The following is a 21,521-nucleotide window of genomic DNA, read 5'->3' as shown; positions in this document are numbered from 1 at the left end:
ACCCGTTCTCGGCTACGCCGTTTAACGGCAAATTAAGCCGATACGGCGCGTCTCTGCCCCAATATCGGCCGCGAGGATTCCACAGGATCGGTTTCTCGGTCGCCGATTGAAGACCGCGTAAACTACCGGTTGTGATCGACACCGTTCGTTACGCTCGTGATCGGGTACGATAGCGACAGCGGGCCGAACCGGCGGTCGTTACCGACATTATAATAAACACCGGTGGACGCTTCTCTGTCCCCATATGCCAGGAATTACGACGATCGAGAACCCCCCTGCCGACGACGTAGTTGACGAGGCTCTCGATTCAGTCTGCTTTACTCCCGCGTACGGACGCCAGGATGCAGTCGACGACTCGGAGCACCTGATCGCGACGACCGGGTACGACGCGTATCCGTTCGAGGTCTTCGAGTTCGACGAGGCGACGATCGTCCTCGAGGGCTATCTCTACGACGCCGACGACGTCGAGGCGACCGTCTCGGAGATTCTCCCGCTGCTCCGCGAGGGGAAGACCGACGAACTCGGCGACTGGGTCCGGAACCGGGACGGCGATTTCCTGATCGTCGTGACCGACCACACGGACGGGACGACCTGGGCCGTCAACGACGCGTTCGGTCGACTCCCGACGTACCGAGCGTCGTTCGGCGACGTAACGATCCTCTCCCGTGAACTCAAGGTCATTCGACAGCTCGCCAACGAACTCGAAGACGGTCTCGAGCCGAACCGGCTGGCGTTCGGTCAGACGCTCCTCTTCGGCTATCCGCTCGGAACGCGGACGCTGTACGAGGGTGTCGAACAGCTCCCGCCCGGCTCGGTGCTCGAGGTCGGGACGGACGAAGCGGAGTCACTCCACGAGTGGCGCCTCGACCGGCACACCAATGCGAACCGGAGCATCGAGGAGAACGCGAAACAGCTCAAGAAGCGATTCGTCGAGTCCTGTCGACGCCGCTCGGAGGTCACCGACCATACGATCGTCTCGATGAGCGGCGGACTCGATTCCCGTGCAGTCCTCGCGGCGTACACCTACACTGACGGCCCGGTCACGGCGGCGACGTCCGCCCGAAAGGACGGTGGCAACGCCGACGAGGTCGATATCGCGAGAGAGGTCGCGCGCACCCTCGACGTTCCCTGGGAGTCCTATATCGCGGACAGAACCGAGGAGCACCGCGAGAAGCTCCTCGACATGACCCAGGGGATGAACAACCTCGGAATGGCTATCGGACTCGACTTCGCCGAACAGGTCGCGGCGAAACACGGCGATCCGATGTTTATCACCGGCGACGGGATCGCGATCCCCGACCGCTGGCCGCGTCAGGAGGTCGACTCGATAGACGACATCGTGAAGTCGGTCACGACCCAGAAGCAGGTGTTCTCGCTCGAGGACGTTACCGCACTGACCGGCGTCACCGAGGCGAAACTCGTCGAGTCGCTCCGTGAGCGGCTCCACTCGTACCCCGAGACGACGGTCGACGGGAAACACCTGCACTTCTTCTTCCGCGAGCGGGTCATCAACTTCCAGAACCACGGCGAGGACCGCACCCGGTACCAGATGTGGTCGACGACGCCGGCGTACTCGCCGGAGTTCTTCGCCGAGTCGATGGCCTGTCCGCCCGAGCAAAAGCGCGGATCCAAACTCTCCCGGGCGTTCCTCACGGAACTCGATCCGAGGTCGGTCGAGATCGACTACGTCGACTACGGGACCCCGATCAACTCCTTCGAGTACCGAGCGAAGCGCTACGCCTACGAGTGGCTGCTCGGTCATCCGGAGCTCAAAAAGCGGGTGACGTCTCTCATCGGCGGGAAGAGCGCGGACTCGACGGTCGATATGCCTCGCGAACTCGTTTACACGCCGAACGACGCCAACAGCGTCGAACCGTATCTCTCGTCCGAAGAGATCCAGCGGATCACGTGGAACAACAGTTCGTACTCCACCCACCAGAAGAACGTTCTGCTGACGGCGGTCTCGGCAATCACGAAGGCTGACGAGAAGAAGACCGTACTCGAGGCGTAGTCCACCGCCCGACCGAGTCGATCGTTTGTCGACCGCCGTGGTCGGCGCCGTTTTCACTTCCCGAGTCGAATATGACACGATAGACACATATTGGAGAGATCCAGATCAAAGTCGGTTCTCGCTCGAGTTTCGGCGGTCGGCTCTCCGATCACACCGGCTGTTTTCGCAGCGACGAGCGTATTCGTCGCGTACCTATCGGCAGGACAGAAAAACAGTTTAACGTCAATATAAGGAAAACCGAGACCCTTCAACTGAGGATACTGTGAGGGTGCGTCGCTGATGGGTTTCGTACTGGAAGCCAGCCTCTCCCACGAGGACCTCGTGTTACTGCCGACGATCGAGGCCGTCTCGGATGTCACGATCAAGTACGAGTACACCGTCTCTAGCGGAGAGAACTCGTTTCTTTTCGTCTCCGTGTTCGGAAACGAGTACGAGTCGATCGAGGAGGCGTTCGATGCGGACCACACGGTTGCCGACTCGACGCAGATCGCCGTCTTTCCCAACCGAGCGATCTACCGCGTGACGATGGCGTCGGCACTCGATCCGCATCCGACACAGTATCCCGAGGAGGGACTGTTCGTCTTTAAACTTACCAGTGGCGAGCAAGGCTGGGTCGTCCGGATCTACCTCCCCAACCGGGACGCACTGGCCGCGTTCCGGGAGGGTTGTCAGGACCGCGACGTTTCGTTTCGGGTGCGCCAACTCCAGGAGTCCGGTTCACTCGACGATGCCACGTACTTCCTGACCGAACAGCAACACGAGATTCTGTTGCTGGCGTACTACGCCGGCTACTACGATATTCCGCGGCGCGTCTCCCAGGGGGATCTCGCGGAGCAGCTCGGAATCTCGACGTCGGCCGTCTCACAGCGCCTTCGACGCGCAGTCGCGGAACTCATCACAGCGACGCTCGAGACCAACCGGACGCCGGAAACGCTCCAGTGATCGTCCCCACCGGTCGTCTCGCCTCCTTTTTGCCAGGGTGAAATTCTTCTGACAAGTGTGCAAACCTCGTGAACCGCCGCTCGAGCTCGAGTGCGGTATCGCTCAGCCGAACGACGTACTGTTTCAGATCTCGAACGGTCCGGTCGGGCGAGTATACGTCGGATTACGATCGATCCATGACTGACGAGTTTCTGTGAAAGACGACATCTCTCTGCTGTTTTCGGCCGGCCGGACCGTTTCACCCTTACCCGGGCGTCAGCTGGGTGGCATGATGTATCATGACGAGGTTACTTAAAGACTGGATATCCGAATCCTCATTTATTGGATGGATAAGTCATATCTTCTAACGTGACTGTCAATGGAGAACGGAAGTAAGCCATCCGAACAGGTCAGCCTGTGTGATTCTCACACAGGGGGGCAATCGAACGAGCGAACGAGAAACGAAACTGAAGCGGAGTGCCAGAGCAGGCGATCTGTCCTTCGGGGTACGGCGGTCGCTGGACTTTCGGCGCTCGGCGCGACTGCGGCCGCAAGCGGGTCGGCCGCGGCCTACCACGGGGTCGTCGACTACGAGAACTACGACAACGTCGTCAACGTCGCCGCGGCCGGCGCCGACAGAAGCGGCTCCGAGTCGATCACACCGGTACTCGAGGATCTTCGAGCCGACAACACGGCATTCTACTTCCCCGAGGGCCGGTACTACATGGATAGCCAGTTCCGGTTTACGAACTACGAGAACTTCGCTATCATCGGCAACAATGCGACGCTCGTCCCGGCGAACTACTACGACTTCGACGGGCCCCGGTATCGACTGTTCCGTCTGGGGACGAGTACGAATCCTGGCGGACGCCTCCAGATCAGAGGGTTTCAGGTCGATCAGACGGCGCCGGACACCGGGATTCGCGCCTTCGAAGCGTACGTCACTGACGAACTCGACGTCGAAGACATCGTCATTCGAGGAGAGCACGACAGCGGAACGTGGGGACCGGCGCTGTTCAACGTCGTCGACCCGTCCGGAACGGGGAGGGTCGTCGACTTTTACGCGAACGACGGCGGCGAGTGGACGGACAGTACCCCTCACGCTGGTAACACGTCATCGCGCGGTCCGGTCGGGATCAACGCGACCCAAAACCAGGGAGAACTCATGTTCAGACGGTGCCAGATCAGCGGCTTCCCGGGAACCGGCCTGTACGCGATCGGCGGGTCCGGAAAAATCATCGTCCACGGCGGCGTCTACCGGAACAGCACCGCCGCGAGCATCCGAATCGGTGGCTCCGACAGCATCGTCAGGTGGCCGCAGGTCTTCGTCGAGGAGTCTAACGGCCGGCGCACCTCCCAGCGCGGCATTCGACTCGAGAGCGGAGACGTTCGCGTGCGAGGGCTCGTGGCTAACGTCTCCGTGGAACGACACAACTGTCACCCGATCACCGTGATGAACGCCTGTAACACGGCCACGATCGAGAACACGACGGTGAACGTGAGCGGCGACACGACCCAGCACGGTATCGTCGTTTCGCCGAGTGCCGGTGAAACGCGGATCGTTGATACGGAGATCAACCACGAGGTTTCGGGCGGCTATCCGCTCTGGATCCGCGACTCCGACAGTACCGATCCAGTCGTCTGCGAGAACGTCACGATCAACGGCCGGTCCGGTAACAAGTACGGCTTCCGCGACGGAATCCGGTGTGGCCGAGACAACGTTACGGTCGTCGACTCCGAGATCGTTCAACGCGGAGACGACGGTGCCGATCGGGTCGGGATCAGCAACACGGGCGACAATCTGACGCTCGAGAACACCCGAATTCGTTCCACTCTCTACCCCGTTTCCGAGCAGGCGTCCGACTCGCTGTACGCGAACATCGACGCGGAATCGTACGGCAGTCGCTCGGCCGTCTGTCTGTACGATACGTGTCGCGATCTGACGATCAGAGACAGCCGCATCGTCGACGGCGTCGCCAACTTCGGCGCAGAAGGGGTCGTCATGGAGGGCAACAGTACGTAACACGCGGCGAAAACTGGTCCCGACTCGAGTCCCACTCCGCGGGCCCCTCGTATCGACTACTATCGTCAACCCTGTCAGGTTCGCCCCGTAACGGGGCACTTTTTATTTTTCCGCGCCGACAGCGACCGCTCGGGCGGAATCGGCGGCTGTCGCTCTAATCGCATCACGGAAGGTCACGACCTCGAGATCGTACTCTTCGACCCACTCGAGGGTCTCCCGGATGCGCTCCTCAGTAACCTCTTCCTTGAAAGTGTGCGCTCCGACGACGCCGATCGCCTCCTGCATCGCGATCTCTTCGATCATCTTTCTGGTGTTCACCGGCGACGTAAATTCGATGAAGTAGTCGCGCTTCGTCTCGAACGGATCGAACGTCTCGGGGTCGTTGATTATGGACGTGGGACTGGTGTTTGCGATTCCGTCGTAGTATTCCTCGGCGATACCGATCGTCCACTCGTCGCAGACGTCGTACGGTGCGAGGAAGGTGTCGATCTCGAACCCCCACCGTTCGAGTCGCTCCTTGGAGTTTCCGAGGAACTCGTGCATGAGGTCCTCGGGGTACCGTTCGACTGCCTCGCCGGCCGCGAAGGATTCGCCGATCGCCTCGTCGAACTCGAGGTAGTTCCCGACGTCGTCCGTGCCGGAGTCGACGATCGGCTGTTGAACGGAGTTCTCTCCGTCGGTGATCTCGACGTCGTAGCCGCCGTGAAACCCGTGGTGTGGTCGTTCCGGATAGATTCGGGTGTCGTCCGGGTTGACGTCTTCGACGAGTTCGAACGACGCGACTCCGGTGTGATCCGTCGTGTGGGACATGATCTCCCAGCCGGCCTCCTCGAGTTCCTCGAGGTGTTCGATATCCATCCAGTCGGTACCCAGAAAATCCTCGCGGCCGACCCACTCCGTTACGATGGCCGTACTCGCGGGTGCGTCGAACTCCTGGTGGACGGGGAACGCCTGTTCGTAGTCTTCTATGGGTCCGTCGTCGTACGTGAAGACCACGGCTCCACCGTCGATATCGGGAACTTCGTCGAGATCCTCGGACTCGTTCGTATCGTCATCCGGTTCCTCGTCGTCGTCGATCGGTTCGCCGCCGCTACCGCCGGTCCGCGGGTCGAGACAGCCGGCACACAACGCGAGCGTTCCGGCACCAACAGTGCCGAGGAGGGCCCGCCGCGCCGCTTTGTCGTTCATCAGATTTCACTCACGCTTTCACACCCGTATATATCAGCCGGTTAAACGTCGATTCGAGCGGGTCGCCGTCGTCCTCGTATCGACGGACACCCGACCGTCGACGTCGCCGGCCCGAATCGGGCCCACCACCGTCGCATTTTCCCCGTCGGCCGGCACTTAATACGGTTATAATAAGGCCCCTCCGAGCCAGAGTGCCAGCTACTGTGGATATCGTTCAAGTACCGATAGTTCAGCGAACGTCGGTGATGGGAGCCACCGAACGGCGTTGCTCCCGGAGGGTACGGTGAACCGAAGCCTTTCCAGCGGTGTTCTCTCCGTCGTCAGCGCCAAGATCGTGGTTCTTCTAGTCGGTATCGTCTCGACGCCGGTCCTCTACCGACTCCTCGAGCCCTCCGGTTTCGGGGACTACTCGTTCCTGATGTCGGTGTTCTCCATCTACATGATCTTCGTCAGTTCGGGTATCGCCGACGGCGTCCGCAAGTTCCTCGCGGAGGATCGTGCCATGTCGGACTGGGAACCGCACGTGGTCGGCTACTACTTCCGGTTAGCGCTGCTGTTCTCGCTCACCGGCGCGTTCCTGATGATCGTCTCCTCCCGGAGCGGGCTCGTTACCCGGCTCTTCGGAGCGGAGTACACGACCTACTTCTACGGGCTGGCGCTGCTCGTCGTCTCGGTCCAGTTCCAGACGTACTCGCGCAAGACGCTCATGGGCTTCGGCCTCGAGCGCTACTCGGAACCGCTCAACGTCCTCGACAAGGTGACGTTCGTCGTCGTCTCGCTCCCGCTCGTCTACTTCGGCCTCGGCGTCGCCGGAGCGCTCGCGGGCCACGCCGTCGCCAGCATCGTCGTCGGCGGGATCGGAATGCTGTTGATTCACCAGCAGACCTCGCTCTCGAACGTGTTCCGGACGCCGCCGACTGACTTCCCCCGGAAGAAGATGCTCTCGTTCAACTCGATGAGCATCGTTCTCCTGTTCCTGCTCTCCTCGCTCTATCACATCGACGTCGTCATGCTCCAGCACTTCCGGGAGAGTGCAGAAGTCGGGAACTACAAGGCGGCGCTCACCCTCGCGGAGTTCCTCTGGTTCGTTCCGCTGGCACTGCAGACCGTGTACGTCCACTCGACCTCCGAGCTGTGGTCCAGAAACCGCACCAGACAGATCACCTCGCTCGCCTCGAAGACGACGCGGTATACGTTCCTCCTGACGGCCATCATGGCCGTCGGGCTCGCAGCGCTGGCGGACGTCGCCGTCCCGATCTACTTCGGTCCGGACGCGACGCCGGCGATCGAGCCGCTGTTGCTGTTGCTCCCCGGCGCGCTCGGATTCGCGCTCGCGCGGCCGATCCTGGCAGTGTCTCAGGGTGAGGGAACGCTCCGGTATCCGGTCGCGGCGACCGGCACCGCGGCGGTGATCAATGTCGTACTCAACTTTCTGCTGATCCCCCGATACGGGATGAGCGGTGCGGCCGTCGCGACCAGTATCGGGTACGGAGGGATGTTCATCTTCCACTGCGTCTCTGCCCGACACGTCGGCTTCAATCCGCTTGCCGACGCACGGTTCAGCCGGGTCCTCGCGACGACCGCGCTCGCCGCGGTTCCGATCTTCGCGCTCGCGACGGTCATCACGAACGAGTGGCTGGCGCTGGTGATCGTTCCGCCAACGGGCCTCGCGATCTACCTGGCGTTCGCCGTGCTGACCGGCGCGATCGAACCTGCCGAACCGTTCGAGGTCCTCGCGGAGTTCCCGGATCCGCTCGGTTCGAGAGCGGAGTTCGTCCGGGAGCGACTCGAGGGCGTTCACGCCGATCTGACCATCGCGGGCTGGGTCCAGAGTATGCTGTTCCTGACGGGCGTGACGTTCCTGCTGTCCGGACTGCTGATCGCCCTGTTCGGGCCGGAGGGCGGCAGTCCGGTGTTCGGGTAGCGCGGCGTCGAACGGTACACGTCGTGAACGACGCGCTGACTGACTCGCGTTCGATCGCCGCGAAAAACCGAGGCCGTGAGATGCGACGATCGACGCCGCGTCGATTCGCCGCTCGAGTAATTCGGACGCGGCTACCAAGCAGACGTCCCGATCGTCGACGGCGAGCAGGTCACGGAACGTCTCCTCGTCGCCGACGTGCTCGAAGCGAACGCTCCGGCCTGCCGATATCGGCGAGATCGACGAACCGAATCGCGTCCGCGACGTCGTGTCCGGAAGCGCTACCTCCTACCCGGCTTCGACCATCGTCTCCACCCATTCGAGAGTAAGCCGGCTCTCGTCCCGGGTACGCTCGGGATGGCGGCCTCGACGTTCGCGAACCCGGCGTGCTCGAACTCGACGCTTTCGTTCACCCAGCGCCGGCTGAGGCCGGTGAGGTCTCGAGTTTCGACGGACACCGGTATCCGACTGCTTCCCGACTCCGAGCGACAGCGCCGTTTAGCCCGTCGATAATAAAACGCCGTGCGTCCCAAGTCGAGCGAAATGGCACTGGTTAGCGTTATTATCCCGACCTACAACCGGGAGGAGACGGTCTCTCGAGCGATCGACAGCGTGCTCGCCCAGACCGTCGAGAACGTCGAAGTCGTCGTCGTCGACGACGGGTCGACCGACGACACCGAGGACGTACTCGAGTCCTACGACGACGAGCGGCTGCGACCGGTCTATCACGAGACGAACCAGGGGGCGAACGTCGCACGGAACACCGGGATCGAACACGCCCGGGGCAAGTACGTCGCCTTCCTCGACTCGGACGACGAGTGGCGCTCCGAGAAGCTCGAGGCCCAGCTCGATCTGCTCGAGAAGCGTTCGGCGGAGTGGGTTGCCGCCTACTGCGACTTCATGTTCGAACTCACCAGCCCGGTCGATCGACTGCGTGGACTGGCCGCCAGCGTGCTCTCCCGCGCCGACGACCAGACGCAGATGGAGGGCGGAGAGGAGCTGATCGGCGAGATTCTCGCGGACAACGTCCACACGGGGGCCGGTTCGACGCTGCTCGTCCGCACGGACGTCGCCAGGGAGGTCGGTGGCTTCGACGAGACGCTCGACCGCTTCCAGGATCCCGAGTTCGTCCTGCGCATCCTCGAGGTCGGCAAACTCGCGTACGTCGACGAGCCGCTCGTCGTTCGCGAGGAAACCGGAACGCCGCCGGCCGAGACGATCAGGCGGGCCGACGAACAGTACCTCTCGCTGTACGCCGACGAGGTCGATCGGTTCGAGGCAGACGGCTATCAGATCCGCTCGAGCCACGACCTCGTTCTCGCGAAGACCTACTTCAAGGAGGGACGACCGCTCCGCGGCGGCTGGCACCTCCTCCGGGCGGCACCCGAACCGCGCCACGTTCCGGGTGTTCTCTGGGCGGCCGGCTCGGGTGTTCGCCGGCGCCCCACCCCGGTTCTGGTCGCCGGTCTCGCCCTCGTCGCAGTCGGCAGTCTGATCGCCCTCCGCTCCTGAACCCGGTGGCTGCACGGAAGATATCGGGAGATAGATAATTCTTCCCCGAAGAATACGTTCCGTTGCCGATCCGTAACGATTTTGAACGACATTCGGCCTTTTGCTAAACGGTTTCGTTTCATGAACAACTTAGGGTAATTTACTAACGGAGCTATAGTAAAGCCCCCTACACGTCACGTGGACGTTGTAATGGAGCGCTTGAAGACGCATCGGCGGAAAGTGTTGACCGCCGCAGCCAGTTGTACAGCCGCCGGGATCGTCGGTCTCAGCGGTGCTCAGCAGGAGTCGACGTCAACGTCGCTCTCTCGTGATTCCTTCGAAATTATGGGAGGTACCGAGTACGAGACGACGGTATACGAAACGACGGCGAGTGCTGATGGGGGAACCGTCGCCGTACTCGGTGGCGTTCACGGGAACGAAGTCGCGGGGTACGAGGCTGCAGGCATACTCACCGAGTGGAACATCGAAGCCGGGACGCTCGTCGTGATTCCCGAAGCGGACGCTCCCGCCGTCGAGAGCGGAACGCGATCCGGCCCGGACGGATCCGATCTCAACCGTCAGTTTCCCGAGGGCGAGGAACCACAAACGGACCTCGCCCAGGCGATCTGGGACGTTCTCGTCGAGTACGATCCCGACGTCGTCATCGATCTCCACGAGTCGACCGGTATCTACGCGGGCTCCCCGGTCGACGGTGTCGGTCAGGCGATCTTCCACTCCGACGACGAGCAGGCTACGCAGGACGCCCAACAGGCGGCCGAGTACGCGAACCGGAACTACGTCGACAGTTCGGAACGCGAGTTCCTGACCAGCTCGCTCGGCCCCGACACCAATCCGACCGACCTGATCGCCCACAAGACCTGGCTCGATCTGGGCGCCCAGTCACACCTCGTCGAGACGCTTTCCGGAGGCGTCGATCTCGAGACACGCGTCGACTGGCATCTGCAACTGGTCGGTGAACTGGTCGCGGACGAACTCTTCCCGAGTGGCATTCCCGAAGAGCCGGTAGAAGGACCTGTAGACGAGCCGGAAGAACCAGAAGAGCCGGAAGAGCCGGAGGAAGACGAGCCGGAAGAGCCGGAAGAGCCGGAGGAGCCGGAAGAACCAGAAGAGCCGGAAGAGCCGGAGGAAGAAGAGCCGGAGGAGCCGGAAGAGCCGGAGGAGCCGGAAGAGCCGGAGGAAGAAGAGCCGGAAGAGCCGGAGGAAGAAGAGCCGGAAGAGCCGGAAGAGCCGGAAGAGCCGGAAGAGCCGGAAGAGCCGGAAGAGCCGGAGGAAGACGCGCCCGACGAGTCCGAGAACGATGGTTACGACGCGGGACGACCGATCGCTAAGATCGAGACGATCCCCGCTGACGCGGACGAACGGGTTCTCGAGGAGGGAGCCACCGTTACGCTCGACGCGTCCGCTTCCTGCGTCGTCGACGGCGAGATCGACTGCTACGAGTGGGACGTCAACGACGACGGATACTTCGACGACACCGGTGAGGCGATCGACGTGACGATCTCCGCGAACGGCGACCACACCGTTACGCTTCGTGTCACCAGCGAGGGGGGCCGGACCTCGGTCGCCGAGGTCGTGCTCTCGGGCGAGTAACTCGCACTCGACCGCACCGGATTAGCAGCGTCTTTTTTTGCAACGTCGAGCGCTAACCGCCTCCGGTCGTGACTCGAGCATCGGCAGTCGTCTCGAGCGGACCGCGCAAATCACAGTACACTGGTCCGTCGATAGACCGCCGTGCTTGCAGCTGCTCTCGCTCTCGTTCGAGAAATTGAAACGGGGAACCGCAGACAGGTTTCGGTCAGTAGCGGACCGATCGAGCAGGTTTTCGAGGCGCCGATCAGTTCTCGTGGCCCTGGCGGCGCATCTTCCAGAGGTCGTCGAAGTCGATGACCTCGACGTCGTCGGTGTCGTTGATGTGCTGGAGCAGCTGTTCGTAGTCGTCCTGGTCCATCGTGTTGTCCTGGTCGAAGGCGTGGAAGTTCAGGATCGTACACTGTCGGTGTTCCGCCGCGAGGTTGACACACCGCATCGCGATGTCGAGGTCGTGGGCGATCGTTCGCGGCAGCACCAGCGGATCGAAGCCGGTGACGCCGGTGAGGTTGACGTTCCCGGACTGGTTGAATCCGCCGGCGTAGTAGTAGTTAGACACGGCGTCGAGAACCGTCTGGTTGAAGCTGTTGTGCGGGTAGACGATGTAGTGTCCGCCCTCGATGTCGTTCTGGACTGCCCAGTTCTTGTCCCGCCGGATCGCGTCTCGGAGGTTCTCCTCCTCCATGTTCGCGAGCTGCGTGTGGGTACCGTGGGCGACGATCTGGTCGCCGGCCTCCTGGCGCTCCTTGAGCTGGTCGATCGACATGACGCCCTCGCGCTGGTTTCGCGTCCACTGGCGGACGGCGGCCTGCACGGCGTTGACGTCGTACTCGTCGTGCAGCGGCGAGGCGTTGTCGTAGAAGTCGGTCAGGCCGTCGTCCCAGCTGAGGATAACGTACCCCTTGTCGGGCTTCTGGTGCGTGCGCAGGTCGTCGACCCACACCTCCGCTTCGTCGTCGGTGTTGTAGACGATGATCTCGATCTCCTCGACCACGTCTCGCTCGAGCGGCATCGAGCTCTCCTCGAAGACGCCGGGGGACATCCGGAACCAGCCGACCTCGGAATCCCGGTAGGTGACCGACCGAAGCTGGTGGTGGGCGTACCCGCCGTAGATGTCGAGGAGCCGGATGTCGATGGCGATGTTGGAGGGGGTCGACGTGCGTACGGCCATCGAGATATCGAGATCGCTCATGTCCGTCGTCTCGATCTGCTTCCCCACGACGATGTTCTCACCGTCCTCGGCGGTGAGCCTGAGGCTCTGATCGCCGTCGAAGACGACGTCCTCGGTGGGTTCGGCCGATCCGCTGGACACTTCCCAGTCGTCGAGGTTTCCGAAGTCGTCGAGCTGGTCGCCGGGCTGTTTGAACTCTTCCCGGCTGTTGTACTCCGTCTCGACCGCGAGCTCGGGCGAATCGAACTCGTCTGCGTCGCTGTCGCCGCCGCTGTCGCCCTCGGAGTCGTTTCCGTTCGAGGAGTCGTCGTCGCCGTTCGGAATTGCGGAATTCACCCGGTCCATACAGCCGGCCATGGCCGCAAACGCTGTCGCACCGGACGCTGCGAGGAATCGTCGTCGGGTGTTCGGTCGTTTGGTCATTGCTGGATCGGCCTACCGGCAGCAACGGTATTATTATGGAGCCGATAGTGGTTTAGCTGCCGTTCAGCGGCCGTCTTATATGGGTATTAGCCCGGGTAACTCGGTTGAAAAGGGCGCCGCTGATCGTTGCAGACCGATTTTACGGATCTCTCTCAGTTACCCACGATCGATACCGCTCGGGGCCGCGTTAGTGGAACTATAGTTAATGGTGGCTCGCCCCGACTGTGATCTAGTCAAGCGTGTATCCGATCTGCGATCACCGGTCAGCCAACCGAACTCGACCGCGAGACCGACGAGTCGCCTGTCGAGATCACACGCCGCAGTCACGTAGTGAGGTGGCTTCGAGATGAATACGGAACTCTTCGGCGTGTTTGGCGGCATGGAAGCGTTTACCCGGTTCAGGTCGACCGACGAGTTCGACGAGATGCTCGTCGGACCGTCGACGACCGTCGGGATCAGAGATTCCCGGGTCGGAACCCCCGGCTGGAGTGCGACGTACGAGGGTGACGACGGCGTCTGCGCTATCTGGGGTGAGGTGTACGTCCCCGGTAGCGAGTCGAACGCCGCGCGATGGTTCCTCGAGGCGTACGAGCGCGAGGGGACCGACGCGCTGTCCAGGCTCAACGGCTCGTACCTGGTCGTGCTCGACACCGGAGACGGGGCGTTCACCGCGACCGATCCGATTCGATCTCGGGAGTGCTTCTACACCGACGACCCCGGGGTTCGCGTGTTCGGGACGGACTCCTCTACCGTCGCGGCAACGATTCAGGAGCCCGAGTTCCGGCGGGATGCCCTTCTCGAGTTTCTCCACCTCGGCGTCACCCTCGGAGAGAAGACGAGCGTCGAGCAACTGTCTCGACTCTCGATCGACAGCTACCTGACGCGGTCGTCCGTCGAGCACCTCGAGCGGTTCGTCTACGACACGCGGGAGTTCGACTACGCCGAGAGCCTGGCGAACCGTCTCGAGCGGGCGATCGACAGGCGCTCGATACTCCCCGGACGAAAGGGGCTGCTCCTCTCTGCGGGGTACGACTCGCGAACGCTCCTCTCTCAGCTCCCCGAGATCGAACACTGTTACACGGTCGGCAGTCCGACCGCCCAGGAAGTCACGGGTGCCAAACGTCTCGCGACGCAGTACGGCGCGGAACACACCGCGTTCGAACCGGACGAGCGCTACCTCCACGCGGACGAGACGAAAGTCCGCTACTCGCAGGGCATCAAGGAGTCGCTGCATATCCACCACGCCGGCTACTCCGACGAGATGGACGTCGATACGATGTACCACGGCCTGCTCTGTGACACGTTCTTCCGCGGGCACTTCACGGCACAGGTGGATTTCGAGGTGTTCGGCAAACGCATTCCGTTCGAGCGCCTCGATCCCGACCCGGATCCGATCGACGTTCTTCTCTCGCGGTTCGGCTACAGCCCGTCGGCGAGCGTCGAACTGGCCGAGCGAACGGCGTTCGACGTCGACCCCGAATCGTTCGTCAGACAGTCCGTTCGAACCGAGTTCGAGTCCGTTCTGGACCGCTCCGACTCCATCCAGAACGCGCTCAACTGCTGTGGAATCTCCAACCAGCCCTCGATCCCGTTCCACACGCAGCTTGCGGACAACTACTTCGCGTCGTTTCTCGCCGCGGACGCGGAACTGCTCGAGTGGCACCTCCAGGCACCGCCGGCCAAGCGGACCACCGAGACGTTTCTCGAGGCCTGCGAGATGATCGACTCGGACATGCTCAAACACCGGCCCCCGGACCGTCCCCACGATCTCACGTTATTCAACGAGATGGAACGGTTCGTCCGGCGTAAGACGCCATTTCTCGAGTCGTTCGAGTCCCCCTGGCCGGACCGGGAACAACAGTTCAACCGGTACGACTTCGACCAGCGACTGTTGCCGGAACTCGAGCACGTCCACGACCTGCCCGCCCGTCACAAACTCCGACTCAACGACTTCCTCGGCTGGGTTGACAGTTGGGCGGACGGTGCCGACCAGCCCAGAACCTGGCTCGACCAACACCCGTCGGTTGCGTAACAATTCGCGTCGTAATGGGTGTTTTCACGGGCTGTAAAACGTTTATCCTCGGTTTGAACGCGCGAACGAACGGCCGCAATCGATTCAGATTTCGATATCGGGACCATATTTATAGTACCCGATGTGTGTGATATACAATATGCGTCTGACGCCGTTTCGAGATAACTCATCCTCGGACTCGAGTGGCGACGAGTCCACAGTTCAAGCGTCGACGTCCGTCAGAGTGTTTAATTACGACGAATCGTCGGTCGTCTCACACGATACCGAGACCGATGCGGGAGCGGCCACCGCACCGCCGGAACTCGAGTGGGACATCGTTGCGCTGCTCAAGTCGCGTGACGAACCGGTGACGATAGACGAGATCGCGGATCAGATCTACGACGCTGATGGAATCGACGACGTCGAAGCCTGGGGTGACGTTCACGAACGACTTTCACAGACTGCGCTGCCGGCGCTCGACGCCTCCGGCGTGATCAACTTCCATCCGGAGCGGGGAACGGTTACACTGGTGGAACAACGGGGTTCCCGTCTTCGGAACTACGCGCTCGCCGTCCTGTTTGCGGCATCACTCGGACTGCTCTTCGCGCCGGTCGTCCTCAACGTTACGGCGATGGTTTCGCTTCTCGGTCTCCTGACCGCCGCTGTCGGAATCCTCGCGACCGTCGTCTATAGTAGCCACTGACAGTCAGTGCACACCCGATCGCCCGACGGGAGCGCGGGTCGGAGTGAGCGAAGCAAGCGAGAACCGCGCACAGTGCGATCGGTGTGGAAATCGTTTCAGTTGGTACTATAGTAATCTCGAGCAGGGTCGTGCAGATCGGGTAACGGGCGCCACTTTCCTCCTGATGAGCTCGTCGGATTCGAACGCGATTACCTGACGTACTGTCCGATCGTCAGTGCCGTAAACATCAGCAGGATGAGGGCGCTCAGTCCGATTCCGGTAATGAGCGAGAAGAGCGGCAGCTCGAACACTGCGCCGAGAAGCAAGACCGCGCCCAGACCGGCGGCGCCGATATAGTAGTCGTCCCAGCCACCGGTCGCCGCGTTGCCGTCGGCTCTACTCGCGTTCGTCTCCGAGTCTGCGTTGAGGTAGTAGTCGAGTTGCTTTGCGAGGGGGCGGCGCTCGACGATGCCGCGGTTCTGTTGATAGTCGATTATGCCTGCCTTGTCCAGTTTCGGCAGGTGAGACTGATAGAGTGGGATGTAGACGCGCTGTCGCTGATCGGAACTCAGTTCCTCGACCGTCGTGTCGTTCTCCCACGCCGCAACCTGCTCGGCTACGTCGCGCATGCGTACGGAATCGTCCGTCTCTTGGAGGTACTCGAGGACCATTCGACGGCGCTCGTTCTGCAGAATGTGGAAGATCTCGTCTACCGGTAACTCCTCGTCGGACGAAGCCTGTTCGTCCGCCCGGTCTTCACCTCGATTCTGTTCGTCGGCGACCGCCTGTGTGGAACTCATCGTACTGGTTGATCGTCACTCGCGGACCAGTATTAAAGGCTGAAAATCGTCCACAGATGAACGGTTTGATCTCGGTGAAATTGCCACTAATATTCGAGTTCCTAACTGTTTCAGAACGTACATTCTCCGGGAAGGGCGTTCACAATCGGCCTCTGTTCGATCCACTCCGTTCAATAGTCAAATAATCTATATCGAGTTCTCGTCCCGTCGATATCCTCTCACTCAACACTCCACCGTTCAGAACTTCGTGAATCGACGAAACACTCTTATAGTTGAACGAAACGCACCTCGATCTTCGACGCTGTTTGTTGTCACCGAGTTGCAGGTACGCTCGCCGGTCGTCGTCCGCCGTCGGAGCCGACCGGCGTCGGCACAGATCGGCTTATACGACCGATAACTAAACGCTCAAGGGACTCATTCCCGATAAATGAGTGACTCCGACTGGTGGCTTCTCGATCTGGCACTGGTTATCGCGGTGACTGGCCTCGTTACGTTCGGGCTGTTCATCGGCGTGCCAGGACCGGTTCGTATCCTCCTCGGAATCCCGTTCCTGCTGTTCCTGCCGGGGTACGCCCTCGTTGCAGTGTTGTACCCGGACAGATCCGACGACGAGTATCAGTCGTTCGACGACGAGAAGAGCACCCGGCGAGGACCGTTGTTGAGCAGCGGTGGACTCGAGTCGATCGAGCGACTCGTCCTGTCGGTCGTCGCCAGCGTCGCGATCGTTCCGGCGGTCACGCTGGTTACGTCCGCGACGCCCTGGGGAATCACGGTCCGACCGGTCGTCGCCGGAGTTGCCCTGGCGACGATCGTCTTCTCGCTGCTCGGGATCGTCCAGCGGTATCGGTGTCCGCCCGAACGTCGGTTTGCCCTCTCGCTGTCGGGGTCGTCCCTGCTGTTCTCTGCTGACCGGAGCTCGTACGGCCGATCGGCACCGAGTCCGGGATTGTACAACGCGATCTTCGTTGTTGCGCTGGTCGTCCTGCTCGCGACCGCAGGGTTCGCGGTCGCGAACCCGCCCGAGCACGACGGCTACACCGAGTTCTATCTCGAGACGGAGGAAGTCAACGGGGAGATGGAGGTGATGTACGACGACTCCCTCTCGGCCGGCGAATCGCAGTCGGTGACGGCGTACATCGCGAACGAGGAACGCGAGGAGCGATCCTACACGACCGTGGTCGCACTCCAGCAGGTGAGCTACGAGGACGACAGCGTGACCGTTCACGAACAGGACGTCCTCGCCAGCGAGTCCGCGACCGTCGCGAACGGCGAGACCCACGAGCAGACGCTCGAGTTCGAACCGACGAGGACCGGTGACGACCTCCGACTGGTGTTGTACCTCTACGAGGGTGAGCCACCGGAGGAGCCGACCGGGGAGAACGCCTACCGAACGATCGAGCTTCCGGTCACGGTCTCGTAGCCGGTTCGAGCAGGTCGCGTTCGATTAGGTTTCGACGACTCGTTCTCTACCGACCGCTCGTTTTCCCGATTCGAGCCGTTAGCGTCCCCGCTGCCCGTTACTCCTGTTCGTGCTCGATCCCGGCCATCAGCGTCCGGACCGCGTCGGACTCGGTTTCGAGCCCGGCGATCCGTGGATAGACGGCGACGCCGAGCACGAAGTCGTCGCCGTGCTCGACCGGCTCGCTGACCTGCAGGACGACGTCGAACCTGATACCGGCTTCGACGAGGCGAGCGCGGGCGTCGTACCGAGCGACCGTCGTCTCGGTGTCGAGGATCGAGACGACCGTTTCGTCGACGCGCTCGACCCCCTCGAGTTCGTCGTACCGTTCCTGAAGTAGCTCGACGAGTTCGTCGGTCGTGTACTCGCCGACGGGGTTGAACGACCGCCCGAAGGCGGATACTCGCGGCGTGCTCAGGACGGCGACGACCGCCGCCTGAAGGCGCGTCAATCCGATCGCGTCGAGTGCGATGGCACGGTCGTACTCGGCGTACCAGTTACGCACCTCGATCGTTCGCTCGAGGCCGAACCGGCCGACGGTGCGCTCGATCGTGAGTTCGTCGACCGCGTGCTCGCCGTACCCCGTTTCGGCCAGCGCGTCGTCGTCGACGGTCGCTGGCGTCGACGAGAGCGCGTCTTCAGTGAGTCGGGTACATCCAGCACCGAGTCCCGTTCCAACGGCTGCCCCCGTCGCAAGAACGTGCCGACGCGTGAACGTCATCAGTACGTACCTGTCCGCAGAAGAGGAAAGCTCGTCGGTTCGTACCGGCCGTTTGACACCGAACCACGCGGAATGAGACCGGGAGACGGGAATGAATCGCTATCCGTCCGGGATCACTCGAGTGCGGGCGACGGCGTACAGAACTGCACGTTGCCGTTGTCGTACACAGTCGACTGGGCCGGCTGACAGAGCTCGTGTCTGTCGATCGTCGCGATGTAGCCGTGGCCGTTTTCGTCCCGGAAGTACGTCGCCGACCCCTCCGACTGTGCCGTTCGATAGAGTGTGTACTCGTGGTCGGCACCGCCCTCCGCGGGTATCTCCGCCGACGTTGTCTGCGGATAGGAGTGGGTTCGCATCACCATCGTCTGGTACGGATGATCGGTGTAGAGCTGTTGATCCTCGCGAATCTCGCTCCCGGTCGGTGAACCGGTCATCTCGCCGACGGTGTACGCCGCGGCGATTTCGTCCTCGTCGTACGCGAGGCGCTCGTTCTGCTCCTCGAAGACGGGGTTGTCGATGCTGCTGGCCGACGCGAGCATCATCCCGCCCGGGAAGATCAGTGCGACCAGCAGCAGGACGACGAGGACGGGCGTCGCCGAGAGGTTACGACTGAGCGTCCGAAGTCCGATCGCGCCGAGGATGGCCATCAGCGCGTAGAGGAACGCGAACCAGCGCGTCGGAATGAAGTTTCGAATGCCGAACATCGGCAATCCGAGCACGAAGAACAGCATGATACCCGACCCGAGCGCCAGGGTGAAGACCGACTGCTCGGCGCGCCGCCGGTGGACGACGTACAGACAGCCGATGAGCATGAAGCTGAGCAACAGGAGAAAACCGAGTTCGTTCACGTAGGGAACGATCTGATCGATCAGCGTGGTGGTCGTCTCCGCGGCGGCGCCGGGTTGGACGTCGTCATCCGTCGCACCCGGTGATGCGAGATTCAGGAAGCCCGCGCTCTCGGAGACGGTTTCGCCGAACCAGGTGAGGACGGTTCCGAGGAACGAGTCCTGTCGGAACGGGGTCAGCGACCAGACGAAGATCGCGAACCCGAAGTTGAACACGACGAGTCCGATGAGGTTGACGGGTTTTTTCGTCTGGAAGACGCTCGTGTCGAGTCGCGTGAGCCCGAGCGGTCCGATCATGAACACGATCTGGGCGAGAAAGGCGGCACCCAGCAGAACGAGCATGATGAACGTCGACACCTGGTGGGTGAGGATGATCGCGACGGAGAGGAGGATCAACAGCGTGAAGTCGCGACCCGTGTACTCGATCCGCATCACGCGGAGCAGGGCGTACAACAGGCCGAGGAAGAAGACGAGTCCCAGACTCGTCGGAATGAGGTGTATCCCCCACAGTACGGCGTGACTGCTCACCGCGAACAGGGCCCCGGCTAACGTCGCCCATCGACTCGGAACGAGTAAGTTCGCCGTGGCGTAGACGAGCAGAATCGACAGCGGCATCACGATACCGACCGAGAGGAACAGCCCGAGTCGCAGGGAGACGTCGTAGACGAGCGCGGAGGCGACCACGAGCAGGTGGAAAAACGGCGAGGCGAAGTGCTTGTCGTTGGCGATCGCTCCCAGCGACTCCTCGGTGTAGATCGCACTCGCTAGCTCCGTCATGTGCGTCCAGACGTCGATTCCGACGAATCCCGGCGTCGCGTACAACGCGAGCAGCCGGAAGACGAGCGCGAAGAGGACGAGCTGGAACAGGATGAGTCCGTGGTTGAAATCGCGATCACTGGTGAACAGGATCTGACCGAACAGTAACGTCCCGACCACGCCCGAGATCACGAAGAACGCGGTCGTTCGAGCCTCCTGCAGCATCGTTACGAGCACCATCGCCGCCATGCCGACGACGACGATGCTCGGCAACGCCATGGCCGCCGGCGTCGACAGCACGGGAAGCGTCCGTTCGTCCTGGCTCTGTCGGACGGCGGCGAGATACAGGAGACTGCCGACCCCGATGACGATCGGAATCGTATTGATGTATATCTGCGAGGCGAAAAACCGCAGCGGGAACAGCAACAGGGCGACGACCAGTCCGATGATCGCCGCCGTCGTATCGAGACGCAGCGGTCGCACGTTCGACAGTGATATCTTAGACGCCATGGTGGATCTCCTCTCCGTCCTCGGTTCGATCGACGGTCAGTTCGGCCGCCTCGCGGCCCCTGCGCTCGAGAACCTCTCGATAGCACTCGAGCAGCCGGTCACCCATCGCCTCGAGGCTCAGGCCGTCGATCACCTCGCGGCCGTTCGAGCGCCGGTCGCCGGCGAGCACCGACTCGAGTCCGGCGGCGAGTTCGGCGTCACTGTCGCTGACGACGCAGTTCTCGACGTTGCCGATCGCCTCGCGGACGAAGCCGACGTCGGTCGAGACGGTCGGCACGTTGCAAGCGGCGGCCTCCTTGACGACCATCGGACCGGCCTCGCGCTTCGAGGTCACGAGGAGAACGTCGCTCGCGTTCATGTAGTAGGGCATCTCTTCGTAGGGAACGCCGTCGATCGTTCGCAACTCGAGGTCGGCGTCGGCGCACTCGACGACGCGTTCGGCCCGCGAGTAGTCCTTTTCGTCTCGTTCGGGATCGTACGGAAAGAGTGCAATCCGCTCGTCGGGGTCCCAGCCCACGCGTTCGCGGGCCTCCTCGCGCGTGATGGGTCTGAACTGCTCGGTGTCGACGCCGAACGGGATCTCGAGGTGGTCGGCGTCGAGTTCGCGCGACATCGCCGGGCTGGGCACGATCGTGGCGTCCGCAAACCGGGCGCCGTATCGACTGATCGTCTCGAGCCAGCCCATGTCGCTCATCAGGTCGGTTCCCCACAGACTCATCACCACCGGACGCGTCGGCTGGGCGAGTGCGAACGGCGCGACGAGACCGTAGTGGCCGTGAATCAGATCGTACTCGTCCGAACGGACGTGCGAGAGCACCCTCGGGTAAAACCGCAGGTAGTCGACGGGCGTCCGCGGTGAGTCGGCGGCGTATTCGCCGGGGACGCCGATGACGGTGCACTCGACGCCGCGCGCTTCGAGCACGTCGATCTGCTGCTCGAAGAACGAGCGCGTGGTAGTGATGAGATGTAGTACGTGCATA

Annotated in this window: 15 protein-coding genes; 9 read left to right on the top strand and 6 right to left on the bottom strand. The window is 62.1% G+C overall.

Features of this window, described 5'->3' with window-relative positions:
- The first annotated feature begins 244 nt into the window (after window positions 1-244).
- The 3 genes from NED97_RS18855 (at window position 245) to NED97_RS18845 (ending at window position 4,955) form a co-directional block, all read left to right on the top strand.
- A complete protein-coding gene (locus NED97_RS18855) occupies window positions 245-2,011 on the top strand; it encodes an asparagine synthase-related protein (RefSeq protein ID WP_252488548.1) in 1,767 nt (588 codons plus the stop codon).
- Window positions 2,012-2,290: 279 nt separating this feature from the next.
- Window positions 2,291-2,953 (top strand): helix-turn-helix domain-containing protein, encoded by a 663-nt coding sequence (locus NED97_RS18850; protein ID WP_252488547.1) that lies wholly within the window; start codon window positions 2,291-2,293, stop codon window positions 2,951-2,953.
- A gap of 358 nt (window positions 2,954-3,311) precedes the next feature.
- Window positions 3,312-4,955, top strand: a complete 1,644-nt coding sequence (locus tag NED97_RS18845) for a right-handed parallel beta-helix repeat-containing protein (RefSeq protein WP_252488546.1) — start codon at window positions 3,312-3,314, stop codon at window positions 4,953-4,955.
- 102 nt (window positions 4,956-5,057) lie between these two features.
- Here NED97_RS18845 and NED97_RS18840 read toward each other — a convergent pair whose 3' ends face one another.
- A complete protein-coding gene (locus tag NED97_RS18840) occupies window positions 5,058-6,143 on the bottom strand; it encodes a polysaccharide deacetylase family protein (RefSeq protein ID WP_252488545.1) in 1,086 nt (361 codons plus the stop codon).
- A 283-nt stretch (window positions 6,144-6,426) separates the two neighbouring features.
- On the opposite strand from NED97_RS18840, the gene NED97_RS18835 reads away from it, so the two are divergent.
- The 3 genes from NED97_RS18835 (at window position 6,427) to NED97_RS18825 (ending at window position 11,166) form a co-directional block, all read left to right on the top strand.
- Window positions 6,427-8,067, top strand: a complete 1,641-nt coding sequence (locus tag NED97_RS18835) for an oligosaccharide flippase family protein (protein WP_252488544.1) — start codon at window positions 6,427-6,429, stop codon at window positions 8,065-8,067.
- 540 nt (window positions 8,068-8,607) lie between these two features.
- On the top strand, window positions 8,608-9,576 hold the full coding sequence (locus NED97_RS18830) for a glycosyltransferase family 2 protein (RefSeq protein WP_252488543.1): 969 nt from the start codon (window positions 8,608-8,610) through the stop codon (window positions 9,574-9,576).
- A 324-nt stretch (window positions 9,577-9,900) separates the two neighbouring features.
- Entirely contained in the window at window positions 9,901-11,166 is a 1,266-nt protein-coding gene (locus NED97_RS18825; protein WP_252488542.1) for a PKD domain-containing protein, read from the top strand.
- Window positions 11,167-11,410: 244 nt separating this feature from the next.
- Here NED97_RS18825 and NED97_RS18820 read toward each other — a convergent pair whose 3' ends face one another.
- Window positions 11,411-12,757, bottom strand: a complete 1,347-nt coding sequence (locus tag NED97_RS18820; protein WP_252488541.1) for a polysaccharide deacetylase family protein — start codon at window positions 12,755-12,757, stop codon at window positions 11,411-11,413.
- Window positions 12,758-13,103: 346 nt separating this feature from the next.
- Between NED97_RS18820 and NED97_RS18815 the strand changes: the two genes are divergently transcribed.
- Together NED97_RS18815 and NED97_RS18810 are read left to right on the top strand one after the other, a co-directional pair.
- Window positions 13,104-14,789 carry an asparagine synthetase B family protein gene (locus tag NED97_RS18815; RefSeq protein WP_252488540.1) on the top strand — a complete coding sequence of 562 codons (1,686 nt, stop codon included), beginning with the start codon at window positions 13,104-13,106 and terminating at the stop codon, window positions 14,787-14,789.
- Window positions 14,790-15,012: 223 nt separating this feature from the next.
- Window positions 15,013-15,471: a DUF7344 domain-containing protein gene (locus tag NED97_RS18810; protein WP_252488539.1), complete on the top strand. Its 459-nt coding sequence runs from the start codon at window positions 15,013-15,015 to the stop codon at window positions 15,469-15,471.
- Between the two features lie 188 nt (window positions 15,472-15,659).
- Here NED97_RS18810 and NED97_RS18805 read toward each other — a convergent pair whose 3' ends face one another.
- The gene (locus tag NED97_RS18805) at window positions 15,660-16,250 is read right to left on the bottom strand and encodes a DUF7344 domain-containing protein (protein WP_252488538.1); all 591 of its coding nucleotides are present in this window, start codon (window positions 16,248-16,250) and stop codon (window positions 15,660-15,662) included.
- Between the two features lie 427 nt (window positions 16,251-16,677).
- Between NED97_RS18805 and NED97_RS18800 the strand changes: the two genes are divergently transcribed.
- Entirely contained in the window at window positions 16,678-17,670 is a 993-nt protein-coding gene (locus NED97_RS18800) for a DUF1616 domain-containing protein (RefSeq protein WP_252488537.1), read from the top strand.
- A 97-nt stretch (window positions 17,671-17,767) separates the two neighbouring features.
- Here the strand turns inward: NED97_RS18800 and NED97_RS18795 are convergent, their stop codons facing one another.
- The 3 genes from NED97_RS18795 to NED97_RS18785 form a co-directional block, all read right to left on the bottom strand.
- Window positions 17,768-18,430, bottom strand: coding sequence for a DUF6517 family protein (locus tag NED97_RS18795; RefSeq protein WP_252488536.1), 663 nt, complete (start codon window positions 18,428-18,430; stop codon window positions 17,768-17,770).
- Window positions 18,431-18,543: 113 nt separating this feature from the next.
- On the bottom strand, window positions 18,544-20,541 hold the full coding sequence (locus NED97_RS18790) for a glycosyltransferase family protein (RefSeq protein ID WP_252488535.1): 1,998 nt from the start codon (window positions 20,539-20,541) through the stop codon (window positions 18,544-18,546).
- Window positions 20,531-21,520: a glycosyltransferase family 4 protein gene (locus tag NED97_RS18785; RefSeq protein WP_252488534.1), complete on the bottom strand. Its 990-nt coding sequence runs from the start codon at window positions 21,518-21,520 to the stop codon at window positions 20,531-20,533. Before NED97_RS18785 ends, NED97_RS18790 begins: the two co-directional genes overlap by 11 nt.
- Between the last annotated feature and the right edge of the window lies 1 nt (window position 21,521).

Origin of the sequence: Natronococcus sp. CG52, from assembly GCF_023913515.1 — an archaeon.
Classification (GTDB): domain Archaea; phylum Halobacteriota; class Halobacteria; order Halobacteriales; family Natrialbaceae; genus Natronococcus; species Natronococcus zhouii.
Note: the sequence above shows the minus strand (reverse complement) of the source record. Positions and strands in the feature narration are given on the sequence as shown.

Bases quoted from the DNA above. Each gene is read 5' to 3' on its own strand.
- NED97_RS18830 (WP_252488543.1), top strand. From the start codon at position 8,608: ATGGCACTGGTTAGCGTTATTATCCCGACCTACAACCGGGAGGAGACG.
- NED97_RS18800 (WP_252488537.1), top strand. From the start codon at position 16,678: ATGAGTGACTCCGACTGGTGGCTTCTCGATCTGGCACTGGTTATCGCG.
- NED97_RS18815 (WP_252488540.1), top strand. From the start codon at position 13,104: ATGAATACGGAACTCTTCGGCGTGTTTGGCGGCATGGAAGCGTTTACC.
- NED97_RS18855 (WP_252488548.1), top strand. From the start codon at position 245: ATGCCAGGAATTACGACGATCGAGAACCCCCCTGCCGACGACGTAGTT.
- NED97_RS18840 (WP_252488545.1), bottom strand. From the start codon at position 6,143: ATGAACGACAAAGCGGCGCGGCGGGCCCTCCTCGGCACTGTTGGTGCC.
- NED97_RS18850 (WP_252488547.1), top strand. From the start codon at position 2,291: ATGGGTTTCGTACTGGAAGCCAGCCTCTCCCACGAGGACCTCGTGTTA.
- NED97_RS18825 (WP_252488542.1), top strand. From the start codon at position 9,901: ATGGGAGGTACCGAGTACGAGACGACGGTATACGAAACGACGGCGAGT.
- NED97_RS18790 (WP_252488535.1), bottom strand. From the start codon at position 20,541: ATGGCGTCTAAGATATCACTGTCGAACGTGCGACCGCTGCGTCTCGAT.
- NED97_RS18805 (WP_252488538.1), bottom strand. From the start codon at position 16,250: ATGAGTTCCACACAGGCGGTCGCCGACGAACAGAATCGAGGTGAAGAC.
- NED97_RS18820 (WP_252488541.1), bottom strand. From the start codon at position 12,757: ATGACCAAACGACCGAACACCCGACGACGATTCCTCGCAGCGTCCGGT.
- NED97_RS18795 (WP_252488536.1), bottom strand. From the start codon at position 18,430: ATGACGTTCACGCGTCGGCACGTTCTTGCGACGGGGGCAGCCGTTGGA.
- NED97_RS18845 (WP_252488546.1), top strand. From the start codon at position 3,312: ATGGAGAACGGAAGTAAGCCATCCGAACAGGTCAGCCTGTGTGATTCT.
- NED97_RS18785 (WP_252488534.1), bottom strand. From the start codon at position 21,520: ATGCACGTACTACATCTCATCACTACCACGCGCTCGTTCTTCGAGCAG.